The organism is Amycolatopsis sp. CA-128772 (assembly GCF_002904295.1).
Lineage (GTDB): Bacteria > Actinomycetota > Actinomycetes > Mycobacteriales > Pseudonocardiaceae > Amycolatopsis.
The window spans coordinates 140762-158613 of the sequence record NZ_PPHG01000080.1 but is presented as its reverse complement, the minus strand read 5'-3'; the positions used below and the strand labels follow the sequence as shown (position 1 = coordinate 158613).

Annotated in this window: 18 protein-coding genes; 9 read left to right on the top strand and 9 right to left on the bottom strand. The window is 71.6% G+C overall.

Translation table 11 applies throughout. The features are described from left to right. Nucleotides 1–142 precede the first annotated feature (142 nt). Nucleotides 143–1057, top strand: coding sequence for a helix-turn-helix transcriptional regulator (locus C2L59_RS33420; RefSeq protein ID WP_233223814.1), 915 nt, complete (start codon nt 143–145; stop codon nt 1055–1057). Between the two features lie 490 nt (nt 1058–1547). Then, nucleotides 1548–2771 carry a hypothetical protein gene (locus tag C2L59_RS33415; RefSeq protein ID WP_103353527.1) on the top strand — a complete coding sequence of 408 codons (1224 nt, stop codon included), beginning with the start codon at nt 1548–1550 and terminating at the stop codon, nt 2769–2771. A gap of 149 nt (nt 2772–2920) precedes the next feature. On the opposite strand, the gene C2L59_RS33410 is transcribed toward C2L59_RS33415, so the two are convergent. Next, nucleotides 2921–5188 carry a tetratricopeptide repeat protein gene (locus tag C2L59_RS33410; RefSeq protein ID WP_146060460.1) on the bottom strand — a complete coding sequence of 756 codons (2268 nt, stop codon included), beginning with the start codon at nt 5186–5188 and terminating at the stop codon, nt 2921–2923. A gap of 141 nt (nt 5189–5329) precedes the next feature. Here C2L59_RS33410 and C2L59_RS33405 point away from each other — a divergent pair, with 141 nt between their 5' ends. Further along, a complete protein-coding gene (locus C2L59_RS33405) occupies nt 5330–6118 on the top strand; it encodes a hypothetical protein (protein ID WP_103353525.1) in 789 nt (262 codons plus the stop codon). Here C2L59_RS33405 and C2L59_RS33400 read toward each other — a convergent pair. Then, nucleotides 6115–6996, bottom strand: coding sequence for a TIGR03854 family LLM class F420-dependent oxidoreductase (locus C2L59_RS33400; RefSeq protein WP_103353524.1), 882 nt, complete (start codon nt 6994–6996; stop codon nt 6115–6117). The genes C2L59_RS33405 and C2L59_RS33400 overlap by 4 nt on opposite strands. 35 nt (nt 6997–7031) lie before the next feature. Next, a complete protein-coding gene (locus C2L59_RS33395) occupies nt 7032–7469 on the bottom strand; it encodes a MarR family winged helix-turn-helix transcriptional regulator (protein WP_103353523.1) in 438 nt (145 codons plus the stop codon). Nucleotides 7470–7547: 78 nt separating this feature from the next. Between C2L59_RS33395 and C2L59_RS33390 the strand changes: the two genes are divergently transcribed. Next, nucleotides 7548–7925: a DUF5313 domain-containing protein gene (locus C2L59_RS33390; RefSeq protein WP_103353522.1), complete on the top strand. Its 378-nt coding sequence runs from the start codon at nt 7548–7550 to the stop codon at nt 7923–7925. 31 nt (nt 7926–7956) lie between these two features. After that, nucleotides 7957–8892, top strand: coding sequence for an RluA family pseudouridine synthase (locus tag C2L59_RS33385; protein ID WP_103353521.1), 936 nt, complete (start codon nt 7957–7959; stop codon nt 8890–8892). A 22-nt stretch (nt 8893–8914) separates the two neighbouring features. Here the strand turns inward: C2L59_RS33385 and C2L59_RS33380 are convergent, their stop codons facing one another. After that, nucleotides 8915–9517: a hypothetical protein gene (locus C2L59_RS33380; protein ID WP_103353520.1), complete on the bottom strand. Its 603-nt coding sequence runs from the start codon at nt 9515–9517 to the stop codon at nt 8915–8917. A gap of 216 nt (nt 9518–9733) precedes the next feature. Here C2L59_RS33380 and C2L59_RS33375 point away from each other — a divergent pair, with 216 nt between their 5' ends. Continuing rightward, nucleotides 9734–10300 (top strand): dihydrofolate reductase family protein, encoded by a 567-nt coding sequence (locus C2L59_RS33375; protein ID WP_103353519.1) that lies wholly within the window; start codon nt 9734–9736, stop codon nt 10298–10300. 72 nt (nt 10301–10372) lie between these two features. Beyond that, nucleotides 10373–10999: an alpha-ketoglutarate-dependent dioxygenase AlkB gene (locus tag C2L59_RS33370; protein ID WP_103353518.1), complete on the top strand. Its 627-nt coding sequence runs from the start codon at nt 10373–10375 to the stop codon at nt 10997–10999. A gap of 483 nt (nt 11000–11482) precedes the next feature. Here C2L59_RS33370 and C2L59_RS33360 read toward each other — a convergent pair whose 3' ends face one another. From C2L59_RS33360 to C2L59_RS33350, 3 genes are read right to left on the bottom strand one after another with little or no spacing between them, the layout of a single operon-like run. Further along, nucleotides 11483–12760, bottom strand: coding sequence for a cytochrome P450 (locus tag C2L59_RS33360; RefSeq protein WP_199199372.1), 1278 nt, complete (start codon nt 12758–12760; stop codon nt 11483–11485). Nucleotides 12761–12813: 53 nt separating this feature from the next. Then, nucleotides 12814–13458 carry a class I SAM-dependent methyltransferase gene (locus C2L59_RS33355; protein WP_103353517.1) on the bottom strand — a complete coding sequence of 215 codons (645 nt, stop codon included), beginning with the start codon at nt 13456–13458 and terminating at the stop codon, nt 12814–12816. Between the two features lie 10 nt (nt 13459–13468). Continuing rightward, a complete protein-coding gene (locus C2L59_RS33350; RefSeq protein WP_103353516.1) occupies nt 13469–15115 on the bottom strand; it encodes a peptide-N4-asparagine amidase in 1647 nt (548 codons plus the stop codon). Nucleotides 15116–15254: 139 nt separating this feature from the next. Here C2L59_RS33350 and C2L59_RS33345 point away from each other — a divergent pair, with 139 nt between their 5' ends. Beyond that, on the top strand, nt 15255–15941 hold the full coding sequence (locus C2L59_RS33345) for a Crp/Fnr family transcriptional regulator (protein WP_103353515.1): 687 nt from the start codon (nt 15255–15257) through the stop codon (nt 15939–15941). Nucleotides 15942–15944: 3 nt separating this feature from the next. On the opposite strand, the gene C2L59_RS33340 is transcribed toward C2L59_RS33345, so the two are convergent. Beyond that, complete coding sequence (locus tag C2L59_RS33340) at nt 15945–16475, bottom strand: hypothetical protein (protein WP_103353514.1); 531 nt, start codon at nt 16473–16475, stop codon at nt 15945–15947. 189 nt (nt 16476–16664) lie between these two features. Between C2L59_RS33340 and C2L59_RS33335 the strand changes: the two genes are divergently transcribed. After that, on the top strand, nt 16665–17660 hold the full coding sequence (locus C2L59_RS33335; RefSeq protein ID WP_103353513.1) for a LacI family DNA-binding transcriptional regulator: 996 nt from the start codon (nt 16665–16667) through the stop codon (nt 17658–17660). A 4-nt stretch (nt 17661–17664) separates the two neighbouring features. On the opposite strand, the gene C2L59_RS33330 is transcribed toward C2L59_RS33335, so the two are convergent. Continuing rightward, a complete protein-coding gene (locus C2L59_RS33330; RefSeq protein ID WP_103353512.1) occupies nt 17665–17850 on the bottom strand; it encodes a hypothetical protein in 186 nt (61 codons plus the stop codon). Between the last annotated feature and the right edge of the window lie 2 nt (nt 17851–17852).

Genomic DNA, 17852 nt, shown 5'->3' with positions numbered 1-17852 from the left:
GCCCCACCACGGGCCCGACCAGGCTTTTTGTTGCCCTGAGTGGCGCACGCGCGAGGCCCCAGCGGCCAGCTTGCAGCAATCCACCTGCCATTCAGGGTGAATACATCCTGACGCCTGCCAATCCTGGTGCTATCGTTCTGCTATGTGGCACATCGACAGGATGCCACCCGAGCGGCAAGGGAGTGAAACGATCATGACTAGGGCGCACTCGCCAGTGGTCAGCCAGCGGCGAGTGCTGGCAGAGATAAGGGAGGCGCGAGAAGCCCTGCAGCTCACCCAAAAGGACGTCGCGGAAGCGCTGGACTGGTCGACTTCGAAGCTCATCCGCATCGAAAACGGCGCCGTGGGCTTGTCGATCACCGACCTGAAAGCCCTTCTCCTGCACTACGGCATCACCGACCGGGATCGCGTCGAAACCTACGTCGCCATGGCCAAGGCCGGCCGGGAACCCGGCTGGTGGGATCAGTACAAGCGATTCGTCAAACCCGAGTTCGTGAAGTTCCTCGGCCTGGAGACGGCGGCAACCGTCCTCCGCCAATACCAGCTGCACCTCGTGCCGGGGCTGCTGCAAGTACCGGAGTACACCCGCTCTCTGGTCACTAACAACACCGGAGACCCCGACGTACAGGCACGACGGATCAAACTGCGTGCCGATCGGCAAAGACGGCTCGAAGACACCGAACTCGAGCACTTCTTCATCCTCGATGAGTCAGTGCTGCACCGTCGCATCACCGACGGCGAGAACTGGCTGACCCAGCTACGTCACCTGCGTGAAGTGGCCCAGAAGCCCAACGTGACCCTGCAGGTCCTGCCGTTCAAAGCGGGATGGGTGGAGGGGATGCAGAGCTCCTTCGAGCTCCTTCAGCTCTCCGAGCAGTCCAACGACCTGTTCCTCAACCTGGAGCAACCCGACGGCGACCAGTTCTTCGACGACGTGATCGGCGCCGAAAAGGCCGCCCAGTTCATCCAGATCTTCTACCGCTTGGAGGACGCTGCCCTGACTCCGGACGAAACACCCGCCTTCATCGACAGCATGCTGCGGAAGCTGGAGGACTGAATGAAACGCGCATAAGGAAGCGGCCCCTGGCTGGTACCCAGGGACCGCTTCGGAAGGGCAATACCTCCGACCCACCTTGACGCAAGCGCGGACATACTGCCGAGGCGCCAGCATACGACCCCGCATCCCGGGGACGAAGCCACCGTCTGGGGCCAATGACCCATGATCATCACTCCGGGGACACGAAGTCACTCTGATCGGTGACTCGAAGCCACTGAGGCTGAACACGCGGACCACAAGTCCGTAGCCGGCCTTCGAGGTGTCTCTCCCTTGGACAGGGTTGTCCGCGTTGCACCGCCGGCCGAGGCGGTGCCGCACTCGGTCGCGTTCACGCGATCGCAACCCATGTCCAGCCCGCCGCCGACGTGAGCGGCCCGCTCGAGGAGACACCCATGAAGGTCGATGTCCGTGCCGACCACAGACCGTACCCCGCGCTGGCCAGCCGAGCCGGTGCGCTGCGCTACGCCTCTTGCCGAGAGGAGTGGCCACGATGCTCGACGACGACGGAGTAGCCGGCAGGGAGCACTGGGCGACCCGGATCGGTCAGTCCGTTCTCGTGCTCGCCCCGCACATCGTGGCCCTCGCGCGGCTCGAAGACCTCGTCCCCCTCATCGAGACTGATCACCGGACGATGCGGGTCTACGCCGTTCCGGAGGACGGGGAAGACCGGCCGGATACCGCCGAACGCATCCGCACGAGTGGTGGCGTCCTCCTGTCCATGCCGGAAGCCGGCCGGGGTTCGCACGGGCTGGTGCTCGGCGCGAGTCCTCGCGGTCTCTGGGACGTCCGGGGACCGGTGCTCATGGTTTCCCACGGTGGTGGGCTCGGACAGTACCGGCCCCAGCGCACCGAAACCGACGGCGAGCTCGTCACCAGCCTCGATCCCACGCAGCTGATGCGAGCCGGCCGGGTCCGGCCCGACCGGATCGCGCTCGTCCACGACCGGGAAATGCAGCTTCTCGGCGAGATCTGCCCGGACGCCGTCCCGCACGCCTTCGTCGCCGGGGACATCGCCTTCGATCGGCTCGTCGCCGCCGCCGAGTTCCGCGACCAGCACCGGCGCGCCCTCGGTGTCACCGACGATCAGGAAATCCTCCTCGTCACGTCGACGTGGTCACCCCGGTCCGGCTTCGGGCACAACCCGGAGATGTTCCGGCAGATCGTCGACGCCGCACCCGGCGCAAAGGTGGTCGCTTCCCTGCACCCTCTGATCTGGAGCCAGCACGGTGTCGGCCAGGTGCTCGGCTGGCTCTCGGACGCCATCGAGGCCGGGCTCGACATCCTGGTTCCCTACACCGACTGGCGTGGCGCCGTCGCCGGCGCCGACTACGTGATGGCCGACTACACCTCCGTCGGCACCTTCGCGGCCGGCCTCGGCACCCCCGTCCTCCGGCTTCCCCATGGGCCTCAGCCCCTTCTGGAAGGCACGCCCACCGCGGTCCTCGCCCAGCTCACCCCCGTCTGGGACGTCTCCCGCCCCCTCCTCCCCCAGCTCCACGCGGCCGCCGACGCGCAGTCACGCGGGCTCGGCGCCCGCGTTGCCGGCCTCCTGACCTCGCGCCCCGGAGAAGCCGCGAACATCCTCCGGAAGGAGATGTACGCCCTGCTCGGTCTCGGCGAACCGGTGCGAAAAGTCCCGTTGTCCCCTGCACCCGTACCCCAGCGACTGTCCTGGCCCGCCATTCCGCTGCCGCGAAGCCGGCCGGGCGGGTGACCGACCCCCTGCGTTGGACCTACGCGCTCGCCTCCGGCGCGAAGGGCTGCTTCGTCACCGCCGGGCGCGGACAGCACCCGGCTCTGGCGGACGTCCTGATCCACCCCGCGACCCCCGTGTTCGCCGACGCCCGGGCCGTGATCGCGGCATCATTCGCCGAGCTGCCCGGGCTTTCCGTCGCCGCCGTGGGGTGGGTCGTCGGGCACCGCTCCGGTGATCTCGGAGTAGTGCGGGGCGAGCTCGCCGCCGTCGCCGGGTACCTCTGGGTTCTCAGGGGCCGGCGGCTCGGCGAACTCGACGTCGTGACGCCGCAGGCGGGCGCGGACCCGCTCGACCTGCGGCCCACCGACCTGCTCGTACAACTGCAATGCCTCGACGAGGTGGGTGCGGACCGCCCTCGGGTCGTTCTCGCACTCCGCCACGTCGGCGAAACCGACGAGGACGTCCGCCTGGTAGAACACTGACCCCGACTCCGCCAGCACCGCGTGCGCCCGCTCCAGGCGACGCTTCGCCGAGGCGACGTCGCCGCCGCGGGCGTCCAGGCGGGCCAGGCCGACCAGGACCTTGGCCTCGTCCTTCTCGTCACCCAGGCCGGCGAACATCCGGCGCGCCCGTTCGAGGTGTTCGGCCGCTTCGCCGTCGCGATCGACCGTCGCCAGGAGGTCGCCGATCCGGCGGTGGCGTTGCGCGACGCCGCGTTCGATGCCGAGTTCCGCCTCGATCGCCATGCTGCCGGTGAAGAACGAGACCGCCGCCGGGACGTCACCGCGGCCCTGCGCCGCCGTTCCCAGCTGGTCCAGGGCCACCGATTCGTTGTGCCGGCTCCCGGCCGCGCGCGCCAGCTCCAGCGCGCGGCCGCATTCGCGCTCCGCGGCCTCGAACCGGCCCAGGTCGAGGTACGCGCGGCCGAGCTGGCAGCGCAGGCGCGACTCCGCGACCGGATCCTGGCAGCGCTGCGCCGCCGCGATGCCGATCTCGTGCGAGCGCAACCACCGGGGGAAGTGCTTGCGGTGCAGGAACAGCTCCCACAGGGCCTCGCACAGCTGCCACGCCAGCCGGTCGTGCCCGTGTTCACCGGCTTCCTCGAGCACCGCCAGCACGTTCGGCAGCTGCCCGTCGAGCCAGTCGAGCGCTTCCCGTCCCGAGCCGAACGCGGGCGGTGCGGTGCGGTACTGCTCGCACACCGGGCTGATCCGCCAGCGCAGCGGGATGACGACCATGTTCGCCCGCGTCATCTCGTGCAGGAACCAGGTCGCCACCCGCGGGAGCACCTCGGCGCGGCCGTCGTCACCCTGCGCGTGGGCGTGCAGGCGGACGAGGTCGTGGAACCGGAACCGGAGCTCATCGACCTCCTCCAGGAGGCTCGCGTCCACGAGGACTTGCAGGCCGTCGGCCGTCGCGGGCTCGGCCAGGCCGGCCGCCGCCACCGCCACGTCGACGCCGAACGTCGCACCCGGGAACTCGCTCAGCAGCCGGTACAGCGTGGCGGCCGTCGGCGGCAGGGCCCGGTACGACCAGTCGAACATCGCCGACACCGGGGCGTCGCCTTCCGATGCCAGCCTGCTCAGCCGGGATCGTTCGTCGCCGAGTTCGGCGACCACCCGCGCGACCGGCCACCGCGGCCGGGACGCCAGCCGGGCCGACGCCACGCGCAGCGCGATCGGCAGCCGTCCGCACAGCGCCGCCAGCTCCGCCACCTCGGCCAGCTCGCCGGCGACCCTCGACCGGCCCACGGCCCGCACCACCAGCTCGACGGCGTTCGGCTGCGAAAGGGGCGCCACGTCCAGGAACCGCGCGCCTTCGGAGCCGAGCCCGTCCAGCCGCAGGCGGCTGGTCACGACCACCAGGCAGCCGGCGGACGCGGGCACCAAGGGGCGGACCTGGGCCGCCGAGAACGCGTTGTCCAGCACGACCAGCAACCGCTTGCCCGCGGTCATCGTCCGGAACAGGGCCGCCTGCTCGGCCAGGTCGGGCGGGACGCGCTCGGGCGCCACGCCCAGCGCACGCAGGAACGCGCCGAGCGCCTCCTCCGGCAGCACCGCGGTCCCCGGCGAGAACCCCCGCAGGTCGGCGTAGAGCTGACCGTCGGGGTAGCCGGCCGCACGCCGGCCACCCCAGGTGACGGCGAGCGCGGTCTTGCCGACGCCGCCCGGCCCGACGAGCACGGCGAGCGCGGGCCGTCCACCGGTGTCTTCCCCGGCCACGTCGTCCAAGGCCGCGAGCTCGTCGTCCCGGCTGGTGAAGTGCGACGGCGCGGCCGGCAGCTGGTGGGGTACCGGAGCCGGCTCCGGTGGCCGCGGGCCGGCGATCCACACGTCACCGGTGATCGTTCCGGCCTGCACCACCACGCCGGCCGCGTCGCCCCCGAGCGAATTGCGGACTCCGGGTGGTGAGGTGGCCCCGCTCCGAGACGTCATCCGAGCACTCCCGCCGGTCCGGAACTTCCCTGTCTACCCGGCGTCCGCTCGCCGACGCACCGAAACCCGGCGGAATTACCCCGAAAGTACGCCCGTCCGTCAGAATCGGATGGCTGCGGCCGCGATCAGGAAGGGCTCACCGTGCTCGCCGAACTTCCGCCGTACCGGGCTCTGCTGGTGGTCGACACCAAGGGGTTCGGCAGCAATTCCGATACCGCCCAAGCCGTCGTCTCCGAGGCCATCCCCGATGTGCTGGCTCTGGCTTTCGAACGCGCCGGGCTGAGTGAAGTGTGGGACACGCCCCTGTTCCCGCACGGGACCGGTGACGGCTACGGTCTCGGCTTCGATCCGCGGTTCCTGCCCGCCGTCGTGAGCCGGTTCTTCGATGAGCTTCAAGTCGTCCTCGCCGAGCGGGATGCGCGGCTTCGGCCGGGTGCGCGGTCCGTGCGGTTGCGGATGCGGGCCAGCCTGAACGTCGGGCCCGTGCTCGAACCCGCTGACGGGACGACCTCGGCCGCCGCCGCCGTCGGGAGTGCGGTCATCACCACCCACCGGCTGCTCGATGCCGGCCCCGTGCGGGCCCTGCTGGAGCGGTCGGATCCCGATCAGACCTTCCTCGCCGTCGCGCTCTCGCAGCGGGTCTTCGAAGACGTGCTGGCCAGCGAATACGCCACCTTGCCCGCGACGAAGGTCGTACCGGCGGACGTCTCGGTCAAGGAGTACCGCGGGACCGTCTACCTCTACGTCCCGAACCCGAGCGGGGACCTGCTGCGGTACGGGGCCGGTGACTACGCCGAAGAGCTGGCCGCGGCCAAGGCGGCCATCGATCCGGGGCCGGCGCCGGAAAGCACCTCCAACGTCATCAACGGCATGCACGGCGGGACCGCCATCCAGGTCGGCCGGCTGCACGGCAACCTCAACCACGGCTAGTTCTGCAGCGGCACCAGCTCCGCCTGGAACTTCTCCAGGAAATCCGGGAAATCGCCGTGCGCGGGGCGGATGACGAATTTCGACAGCCCGGCCTCGATGTGCTGCTCCACCAGGCGCCGGGCCTCCGGCCAGCTCGTCGCGACCAGGTCCGGCAGCGGGACGCCGGGACTCCGGCGGGCCGCCACCGCCGCGAGCTCGGGCGGCACGCCGTGGTCGGCCACCGCCAGGCTGAGCCCGAAGTGGTCTTCTTCGATCTCGCGGCCCGCCTCCGCGGCGGCCTCCTGGATGGCGAGGCGGGCGGCCCGCGCCTGGGCGGGCGTGTGGAAGCTGCCCAGCCAGCCGTCCGCGAGCCGGCCCGTGCGGCGCAGGGCCGCCGGGGCCGACCCGCCCAGCCAGACGTCGAGGCGCTTCGCCGGGCGCGGACCGAGACGGGCGCCGTCGACGTCGAAGAACTCGCCGTGGAAGGACACTTCGTCCTCCTCCAGCAGCCGTCGCAGCAGCACCAGCGATTCGTCGAACACCGCCGCGCGGCGGCCCGGCGGCACCGGGAACAGGGCGTTCTCCGCGGCGCGGGCCGGGCGGAGGCCGAACACCGGCAGCACTCGCTTGGGCGCGAGGCCGGCCAGCGTGCGCAGCTGTTTCGCGACCAGGACGGGATGGCGGCCCGGCAGGATCGCCACGCCGGTGCCGACCTTGAGCTTCGACGTCCGCGCGAGCGCGTGCGCCATCCCGATCATCGGGTCGACTTCGGGCGAGTAGACCAGCTCGGACAGCCACAGCGAGTCGACGCCGGCTTCTTCCAGCCGCTGCGCCAGCCCGGCGAACTCCGCCGGACCGGTGCCGGCCGCGGGGGCGACACCCAGCCTGATCTTCAGCACACCGGGTCCAACCCCGCCCGGCGGCGGGGCATTCCTCAGGCCGTCGCGGCGATGACGCGGCTCAGCACGCCGTGCAGGGCTTCCAGCTCGGCCACCTCCATGCCGAGCGTCTCGACCACCTTGTACGGGATCTTCTCCGCCTCGGCCCGCAGCGCCCGGCCGGTACCGGTCAGCTCCACCGTCAGCCGGCGCTCGTCCGAGCGGCTGCGGCTGCGCGTGAGGTACCCCAGCGCTTCCAGGCGCTTGAGCAGCGGCGACAGCGTCGCCGGCTCGTGGCGCAGGGCCGCGCCGAGCTCCTTCACCGACCGCGGTGACTGCTCCCACAGCGCCAGCATCACCAGGTACTGCGGGTGGGTGAGGCCGTACGGCTCCAGCAGCGGCCGGTAGATCGCAATCACGCTGCGCGAAGCCACCGACAGCGCGAAGCACACTTGCCGGTCCAGCTTCAGGGGGTCTTCACCCAGGTCGATCATGCGCGGTCCTCACGTGGCCCATCGAACAATTAGTGCACTAACTATTAGGGTACTGTAGACCTCATGGAACGACCTGGTGTGCTTCGCTGGATCGGCTACGCGGTCGGGGTCAAGCTGCCGGCCCGCTTCGACGCGTGGGCGTTGCACGATGCGACGTCGAAGCACTGGCGTGCCCGGTACGTGCTGCAGCGCTCGGTCGGCATCGTGCCGCTGTGCGCCGTCTGGCTGCTGCTGCCCGGCTCGATCTGGCTGCGGCTTTCCCTGGTCCTCATGGCCGCCCTCGTCGCGTACTTCTACTCGTGCGCGTACATGGAGGAGAGCGTCGAGCACCGGCTCGGCCGGCAGGGCTTCCCGCACGACACCGGCCGCCGCATCCGGGGCGAGGCCGCCGAGGCGAAGAACGCCGAGGCGACCGCCCGGTACCTCGCGCGCTACCGGACGCCGTCGGAGGGGTAGCCGCCGGCGGGTTGGCTACAGTCGGGGGACGATGAGACGCAAGCTCCGCCCGCCGATCCCGCCCCGCCACGGGCTGGACCCCGCCCGGCTCAAACTGCCCGACGGCGAGTGGCCGACGCTGCTGGCGCACCTCGTGGACCGGCTGCCGCGCGTGGCGCCGGGCCGCATCGAGGAGATGCTGCGGGAAGAACGCATCCACGGCACGGACGGCCCGCTCGGTGTCGACACGCCCTACGCGCCCGGCTCGTTCATCTGGTTCCACCGCGACCTGCCGGACGAGGTGCCGGTGCCGTTCGCGATCGACGTCGTCCACCGCGACGAGCACCTGCTGGTCGTCGACAAGCCGCACTTCCTGGCCACCATCCCCCGCGGGCAGCACGTCCTCGAGACCGCCCTCGTGCGGCTGCGCCGGGAGCTCGACCTGCCGCAGCTGTCCCCCGCGCACCGCCTCGACCGCGTCACCGCGGGCCTGGTGATGTTCGTGATCACGCCCGGGCTGCGCGGGAAGTACCAGACGCTGTTCCGCGACCGCCGGGTACACAAGGAGTACGAGGCGATCGCGCCGTACGACCCGTCGCTGACGCTGCCGAGGACCGTCCGGAGCCGGATCGTCAAGGACCGCGGGGTGCTGGCCGCGCAGGAGGTGCCGGGCGAGCCGAACGCCGAAACGTACGTCGACCTGCTCGAACACCGCGCCGGCCGGGGCCGGTACCGGCTGGTGCCCTCGACCGGCCGGACCCACCAGCTGCGCGTGCACCTGAGCGGCCTCGGCGTCCCGATCCTCGGCGACGACTTCTACCCGCAGCTGCGCGAGAAGCCCCTCGGTGACTTCACGAAGCCCCTGCAGCTGCTGGCCAAGGTCCTCGACTTCGACGACCCGCTGACCGGCGCGCACCGCCACTTCACCAGCACGCGGCGGCTGACCGCCTGGGACGACCCGGACGCCTGGGCGGCGCCCCCGGCGTGACCCGGGGCCGCCGCCGCGGCCGTCACCGGTGCCAGAACCTGATGCCGCTCCACTGCACGGTGATCGGGCCCGCGCCGCTCGACGTGCGGTAGGAGCCGAACTTGTCGTAGTAGCTGCCACCCGGGCTCGAGATCGTCTGCTTGAGCGAGCCGTTGAGGTACACCTTGTGCGAGCTGCCGACCTGGTTGATCGTGTTGACCCGCACCGACGTGCCGACGGTCGCGCCGCTGCCCAGCGTCGCCCCGCCTTCCACGGCGTACATCCGGCCGCCCTTCTCGACGGCCAGCAGGAAGTACGGCCCGGCGTTCGAGCCGTCCCGGAAGGTCTGCTTGAGGCTGATCCGGGTGCCGGTCATGCTGGTGATCTTGAACGAGCCCTCGAACTGGTGGGTGCCGCCGGTGTAGGTGGTGTAGCGGCGTTCCGCGCGCTGGTCACCACCGCCGGTGGAACAGGTGAGCTGGAACGTCAGGCCGGAGACCTGGCCGCAGCCGCGTTCCTGCTCCGAGTAGCCCGGCGAGTCCGCGGTCCACGGACCGGTTCCGACCTGGGCGTCCGCCGCCGGGGCGAAGATCGCGAGCCCCGCCGCGACCGCGGCGAACACGCCCGCACCGTGAAGTCTGCGCACCGTCAACCTCCTGTGTCACTCGAGGCGGCGGTGTCCCGGCCAAAGGTCCAGACCTTTAGCGGTGTGCGTGTGACTGTACGAGCCTCGGCCGCGGTGGACAAGTCCCAGTTCCCGCCCGTCGACGTGTCGGAGATTTTCCTCGAAAGGGCTGTCGAATCCGGCGTTCCCCGTTCGACAGACTTGCAGGAACAAGATCGACCACCGAGGAGCAACCCCATGCGCACCCTGATCTCCAGCTCGTTCGTTTCGCTCGACGGCGTCGTCGAAGCCCCCGGCGGCGAGCCGGGCTACCGCAACTCGGGCTGGACGTTCAAGGACATCGAGTTCGACCCGGCCGCCTACGCGATCAAGGGCAGCGAGCAGGAGGAAGCCACCGCGCTGATGATGGGCCGGGTCAGCTACGCGCCGGTCTGGCCGGGCATGACCGTGGAGTTCGCCGGGTACAACGCGATGCCGAAGTACGTCGTGTCGGCCACCCTCGCCGAGACGGACCTGGTGGACAACTGGGGCGAGACGACGATCCTGCGTTCGCTGGACGAGGTCGCGGCCCTGAAGGCGACCGAGGGCGGCCCGATCATCATCGCCGGCAGCGCCACCCTGAACCGCGGCCTGGCCGACGCCGGGCTGATCGACCGCTACCACCTGCTGGTCTTCCCGGTCCTGCTCGGCGCCGGCAAGCGGCTGTTCAGCGACACCGACAAGGACAAGCAGAACCTGAAGCTCGTCGCGAGCGAGGCCTACGGCAACGGGATCCAGAAGCTGATCTACGACGTCGTGCGCTGATCGGCCCAGGTCCGGCCGGCTCGAGATGTTTCACGTAGAACATCTGTTCGAACATCGTGTACGGTCGCAGTCATGACGACCCCGGCACTGCAGGCATCGCTGTTCGGCGAGACCGGCCCCGTCACGCTGCACGCCCTGGCCCCGCGCCGGACCGAGCTCGGCTCCGGCGCCTGGATCGACGTGCAGCCCGGCTGGCTCGACGGCGCCGACGAGGTGTTCACCGACCTCGTCACCGGCGTCCCGTGGCAGGCGGAGCGGCGCCGGATGTACGACCGGCTCGTCGACGTCCCGCGCCTGCTGTGCTTCTACCGCGAAGCGGCGCCGCTGCCCCACCCCGTGCTGGCGGACGCCCGCGCCGCGCTGAGCGGGTACTACGCCGGCGAACTCGGCGAGCCGTTCCGCACGGCGGGCCTGTGCTACTACCGCGACGGCCGCGACAGCGTCGCCTGGCACGGCGACACGATCGGCCGCGGCAGCAGCGAGGACACGATGGTCGCGATCCTCTCGGTCGGCGCGGCCCGCCAGCTGGCGCTGCGCCCCCGCGGCGGCGGCGAGTCGCACCGGTACGCCCTCGGCCACGGCGACCTCATCGTGATGGGCGGCTCGTGCCAGCGCACGTGGGAGCACGCCATCCCGAAGACGAACCGGGCGGTCGGGCCGCGGATCAGCATCCAGTTCCGGCCGCGCGGGGTCCGCTGAAATCCACAGAGGACAGCCGTCGCTCCCCCGTGGGATGACCGGGTGTTCACGCTCGCGGAACCCCCGCTGTTCACCCGGCTGCGGCCGGCCCGCCGGGTCCTGGTCGCCGGGGCGGCGGGTTCGACGTCTACGCCGGCCTCCCCCTCGCCTTCGCCCTGCGCGCCCAGGGCAAGGAAGTCCACTTCGCGAACCTCGCGTTCAGCGACCTGAACCGGCTCGACCTCGACGACTGGATCGCGCCGGACGTCGCGCGGGTGCGGCCCGGCAGCGCGGGCGACGACGGCTACTTCCCCGAACGGACCCTCGCATGGCCGGCCTCGCCGCGGTGGCCGCGCTCGAGGGCGTCGACCGCGTCGTCGTCAGCCTCGGCTTCGGCATCGACACTTCCACGGCGTCTGCCACGCACACGTGCTGGAGAACCTCGCCGCCCTCGACCGGGCCGGCGGGTACCTGGGCGCGCTGTCGATCCCGCACCGAACCCGGTCAGTCCACCAGGACCGGGAGCTCGTCCAGACCGTACACAATGGACACCTTGCGGAACGAAAGCTCGTCCGCGGGCACCGCGAGCCGCAGGTTCGGGAAGCGGCGGATCAGGGCCGGGTACGCCGTGCGCAGCTCCATCCGGGCCAGCTCGGCGCCGATGCAGCGGTGGATGCCGTAGCTGAACGCCAGGTGCGACGTCGGCTCGCGGGTCGCGTCGAAGGTTTCCATGCCCGGGCCCAGCTTCGGGTCGCGGTCCGCCGCCGACAGCGACACCAGGACGATGTCGCCCTCGGCGATGCGCGCGCCGCCGATCTCCATGTCCTCCTTGGCGAACCGGGGGAACGCCATCTGCACCACCGTGAGGTAGCGCAGCAGTTCCTCGACGAACCGGTGCACCGATTCGTCGTCGCCGCGGACGGCGGCCATCGCCTTTTCGTCGCGCAGCAGCACCAGCGCGCCGAGGGCCAGCATGCTCGCCGTCGTCTCCAGGCCGCCGGTGAGCACGCCGTCGGCCAGCCCGGCCAGCTCACGGTCGTCGATCTCGTCGCCGTGTTCCTTGATCAGCATGCCGAGCAGGCCGTCGCCGGGCTGTTCGCGCTGCTTCTTGACGATGTCGAGCAGGTACGTCAGCGACTCCGACATCGCCCCGAGCGACGCGCCCGCGCCGCCGAAGAGGTCGAACCGGGCGGTGCTCAGCCGCTGGAAGTCTTCGCGGTCCTCGTAGGACACGCCGAGCAGCTCGCAGATGGTCAGCGACGGGATCGGCAGCGCGAACGCCTGCCACAGGTCGACCGGGCCGTCGGCCTTGGCCATCGCGTCGAGCTGCTCGGCGACGATCGCGTCGATCCGCGGGGCCAGCCGGCTCAGCCGGCGCATGGTGAACTCCGGGGTGAGCAGCTTGCGCAGCCGCGTGTGCACCGGCGGGTCGGCGAAGCCGAGACCGCCCGGGTTCTGGTCGGCGGTCACCCCCGCGTTGCCGACCAGGTTGCCGAAGTCGCTGGAGAAGCCGTTCGCCCGGCCGAGGACGGCCTTCGCCTCGTCGTAGCCGGTGACCAGCCAGGCGTTCATCCCGAACGGCAGGTCGAGCTTGCCGATCGGCGCCTCGCTCCGCTGCTCGGCCATCGCCGGGACCGGGTCGAGGCCGTCGCGCTTGAGCGGCAGCAGCGCCGAATCGGGCAGGATGGCCGACATCTTTTCGAGGTCAAAGCCCTTCTTCGACTGCCGGGCGAGGTACCGTCGGCCGACCCAGCCCAGGACCCGTGAGCGGAGACTCCCCATGGGACCGACAGTACCGCACTAGCCCGATCGGGTGACGGCCGGCGAGACGGGGTTCACGCCGGCTTGCGGGCCAGCAGGTACGCCTGCGGCGTCTTCTCGTACGGCCCCTGCGGCTCGCGGACCAGCCGCGCCTCCACGACCAGCCCGGCGGCGACGCACGAGTCCGCGACGAAATCCGGCTGCAGCCGGTAGGCGTCGAAGGCGACGTCGTGGCCGTAGCCGTGCGTGATGCGGCGGCGCTCGTCGCCGACCTGGAACCCCGTCAGCAGCCGCCCGCCCGGCGCCAGCACCCGCGCCAGCTCCGCCACCACCGGCGGCAGGTTCGCCGGCGGCGTGTGGATCAGGGAGTACCACGCCACCGCTCCCGCCAGGCCCCCGTCGGCGAGGTCGAGGGCGGCCAGCGAACCGACCTCGAAGCGCAGCCCGGGGTGCGCCTTCCGGGCCACCTCGACCATGCCGGGCGAGAGGTCCACGCCGAACACGTCCAGCCCGAGCGAAGCCAGGTACCCGGTCAACCGGCCCGGGCCGCAGCCGAGGTCCCCGACCGGCCCGCTCTTCCCGACCAGTTCGGCGAACGTGCTCAGCATCGCCCGGTCCCACGGGCTGTCCTCCAGCAGATCGCGCAGCTCTTCGGCGTAGGAGGCGGCGACGGTGTCGTAGGCGGTCCGGGTCTCGGTCACGAAGGCGGGTTCGGTCATGAGCCGGACCCTATCCGCGGCCACCGACAATCCGGTTCTCGGTGATCAGCCCGTGTTCACCGGCGACATAGTGCAAGTACGGCCGGCCCAGGTCGTCGGTGCCGGTGAACAGCGTCTTCGAGCGCCCGTCGGCTTCGGTGTTGACGCCGTTCGTGCGGGCCAGCACGCCGGAGGAGGCCAGCCACTCGCGCGACGCGCGCACCGGGCGCCAGGTCCGGCCGTCGCCGGTCAGGTCGGCGAGGGTCTTGGTCATGTCCACCGAGCCCGAGATGCGCAGGTTCTGGTCGTCGGTGATGGCCGCCGTCGCGTCGGTCGTCAGCGGGTAGGACCAGGTGTGCCGGTCCGCCGACCGCACCCGGCCGTCCACTGTGGACACCGAGGTTTGCTGCCCGGAGTCGGCCTGCACGACGTGCTGGGTGAAGCCGCCGCCGGTGACGTCGTCGCTGTTGCGGTAGTCGCGGGTGCGCTCGACGCGGGTGTACACGCGGCCGGCGGAGGTGTCGACGTATCCGGCCGTGACGTCGTGGCGCTTCGCGGTGACCGTCACGTTGACGCCGCCGGAGATGTCCTTCACCGCCGTCCGCCGCACCGGCACTGCCGCGACATCGCCCTGGGTGAGGGCGCCGGACGTCCGCGCGGCGTTTTTGTCGGTGTAGAGCAGGAGCGTCGGGACGACGGTGAATTCGCCGCCGATGTCCGGGAAGGAGAAGGAGAGGTCATGGGTGCCACCGTCGACGAGCCGGCCCGCGAACGGCGTCACGTCGTAGGTTTCGGCGTGCAGGCTGAAGGTGTCGATCGCGACGACCGGCCGCCACAGCTGCGGCACGATCCCGCCGGAGTAGATGTGCGGGAAGGTGACCGCGCTCCCGGCGGAAACCCCGTCGATCGCGAAGTTCGCCTCGCGGTACGGGCCCTTCCCGCAGAGGCCGGCCGCCGGGTACTTCGCCGCGACGGCGTCGGGGACGTCGTCGAACCACTGCTCGTCGCAGGCGTGGCCTTCGAGCGTGACCTCGAGGTAGGCGCGGGTGATGTTGCGCGGCAGGCCCTGCGCGGTGAAGTGCACGGTGGGCGCGGCGGGGGTCGCGTCGGCGTGCCCGAAGCCGGCGACGTGGTCGGGGGCCGCGGCCGCGGGGTGCTTGCGGTCCGCCTGGTAGTAGGTCAGCGTCACGGTCTGCGCGTAGACGCCGGTGTAGACCGCCGAGTTGTAGTTTTCGATGCCACCGTGGAACGGCTGCGGGGTGCGCAGCAGCGCGCTGTACGGGGTCAGGTCCTTGGCGAAGTGGTAGGTGATCGGGCGGCGGCCCTCGCCGCTGGGCTCCTCGGTCGTGCCCCACCAGACCTCGGTGCCGCCGATCCGCAGGTCGCCGATCCGGTCGTACTGGCGTCCCTGCACCGTCACGGTCTGGTCCATGACGACCTTCGCCCACGGCCCCGGGCAGGCTTTCGGCGGCGTCAGCGTGCCTTTGTAGTACTGCGGGGTGCCGTCGGCGGCGTTGGAGCGGAAGGCGTCGGCGAGCGTCACGGTGCAGTGCGGGGTGTCCGGCCGCGAGACAGGGGGCGCGGCGGTCACCGGGTCGTCGGTGTCGCCCTCGACGACCGGCGAAGCCACGACGACGCCGGGGAGGAGCAGCAGGGACAGGACCGCACCGATCAACACCAGTCGTCTCCGCACCGGCCGACCCTATCCCGGCCCCGCCCCGACGAACGGCTGGACATCAACGGGACAAAGCCCGGTCACGCCTTGGTCGGCGGCCACGCCGGTCCGTAGCATGCACGGCGGGTGAGGGAGGACGGCCGTGAGCAGCCTGACCGGGGACTTTCCTCCGGGCAGCTTCCTGGCGAAGCTGCCCGAAACGTCGCGGGCCGGCCTGCTCGGCCTGGGCACCCTGCGCGAGTACGCCCCGGGCCGGGTGCTGCTGCGGGAAGGCGAAACGACCGCGCACGCCTTCGTGCTCGTGACCGGGTTCGTAAAGGTGACGGCCACGACGCCCGAAGGCCACCTGGCGCTGCTCGCCATCCGCACCGCCGGCGAGCTGATCGGCGAGCTCGCGAGCATGGACGGGCAGCCCCGGGTCGCGACGGTCACCTGCGCCGGCCGGGTCCGCGCCCGGCTCGTCTCCCAGCCCGAATTCCACCGCTTCCTCGCCGGGCACGCCGACGTGGCGCTCGCGGTCGGCAGCAGCGTGGCCGGCAAGCTGCGCTGGGCCACCCGGCGGCGCGTCGACTTCGGCAGCCGCGAAGTGCGGATCCGGCTGGCGCGGGTGCTCCTGGAACTCGCCGCGGCGTACGGCACGCCGGGCCGCGGCGGGGTCGAGATCGGGGTGGACCTCACCCAGCCGGAGCTCGCCGCGCTCGTCGGCGCCGCCGAGCCGACGGTCCACCGCGCGCTCGCCGGGTTCCGGCACGCGGGCGTCGTCGGCACCGGCTACCGGCGGATCACCGTCGTCGACCGCGCCCGGCTGGAGGCCGTCGCCGACGGCTGACCCTCACGCGAGCGCGGTGACCACGAGCAGCAGCGGGCCGCAGACGAACAGCACCCCGGTGCCGGCCAGGGCCCGCCGGACGTGGCGGTGCTTGACCATGGCCAGATCCGCCAGCAGCCTCGACAGCTGGTGCGCCTCGGCGCACTGCCGGCGCACCGGGACGGGCGCGGTCGTGACGGCCCCGCTCGCGACGGTCGGAAAGGCGAACCGGTTGGGCACCGTCAGCCGTTCGGTCCGCGGCCGCAGGGCCTGGACCAGCTGGTACGCCGAATAGCCGTAGCCGGCGACGAAGCAGGCCAAGATCGCGAACACGGCGGCCCGCAGCCCCGCCGCCGGCTGGGCCGCCGGCAGGAAGGCCAGCTGCGCGGCGACGAGCGCGGTGATCGTGCTCTGCACCGCGACCACGGTGCGCACCTTGTCGTCCGCGTGCTGCACCGCGCCCTGGAACGACGTCACGGTGCTCAACGCGGTGTCCAGCTCCCGCACCAGCCCGGTCTCCGCCGCCGACGCGCGTTTCACCGCTTTCGGGCTCATCCCCGCCTCCCCTCTCCCACCCCCAGATTGGCGCGGATCGGCCACCGGCACCCCATCGGACGACGGGTTCACCGACGGGCCCCGGACGGCGGCCGACGGCCCACCGTGCGGCAGATTCCGGGGGCGGCACCGGACGCCTGAAACGTTTCAGATCATGATACGCTCACGTCTTCGCAGCGAGGGGGTTCGGTGGTCGGCATCAAGGACGTCGCGAAGCGGGCCGGCGTCTCGATCGGCACGGTGTCCAACGTGGTCAACCGGCCGCACGTCGTCGCGGCGGCCACCCGCAGCCGGGTGCTGTCGGTGATCGAGGAGCTCGGCTACGTCCGTGACGAGTCGGCTCGGCAGCTGCGCGCGGGACGCAGCCGCGTGCTCGGGCTGCTCGTGCTCGATCTCGGCAACCCGTTCTTCGTCGACGTCGCCCGCGGTGCCGAGCAGGCCGCGCACGCCGAGGGCCTCAACGTCATCACCGGCAACAGCGGCCAGCGCTCCGAGCTGGAGGCGTCGTACCTCGCGATGTTCGCCGAGCAGCGGGTCCGCGGGGTGCTGCTGAGCCCGGTGGCGACCTCCGGCGAGGCGCTGCGGACGTTCCGGCGCACCGGCACGCCGTACGTCTTCGTCGACCGCAAGGTCCCGGCCTCGGAGGCGAGTTCGGTTTCGGTGGACGACGTCGCCGGCGGCGCCCTCGCCGGGCGCCACCTCCTGGAGACCGGCCACCGGCGGATCGCGTTCGTCAACGGCCCCGCCTTCCTCACCCAGTGCCGCGACCGCGAGCAGGGCCTCCGCACGGCGATGGCCGGCTCGCCGGCGGAACTGACGGTCCTGGAGGCGATCGGCCTCGACGTGACGTCCGGCCGCGACGCCGGCGCGCGCCTGCTCGGCATGAGCCCGCGCCCGACGGCGGTGTTCTGCGCGAACGACCTGCTGGCGCTCGGGGTGCTGCAGGCGATGGTCGGCGCGGGCGTCCGCGTCCCGGAGGAGATGGCGATCGTGGGTTACGACGACATCGAGTTCGCGGGCGCGGCGGCGGTCCCGCTGACGTCGGTCCGCCAGCCGGCGCGCCGCCTGGGCCGCACGGCGGCGGAGCTGCTGCTGGCCGAGACGTCGGACCCGAAACCGGAACGGCAGGCCGTGGTGTTCACCCCGGAGCTGGTGGTGCGCGAGTCGACCCGGGTGCGCCGCTGACGGCTCAGGTCCCGGCGAACAGGCGGTAGTCCAGGACGACGTACCCGGTGTGGTCGCCGGAGGAGTGCAGGTCGTTGCACCGGACCCAGCCGACCCGGCCGCCGGAGGTCCGCACGCAGAACCCCATCCCGTTGCTGAGCCCGAAGTTCGCCCCGGCGACCGGCTTGTCCCCGGCCACCGCCTGGGGCACCC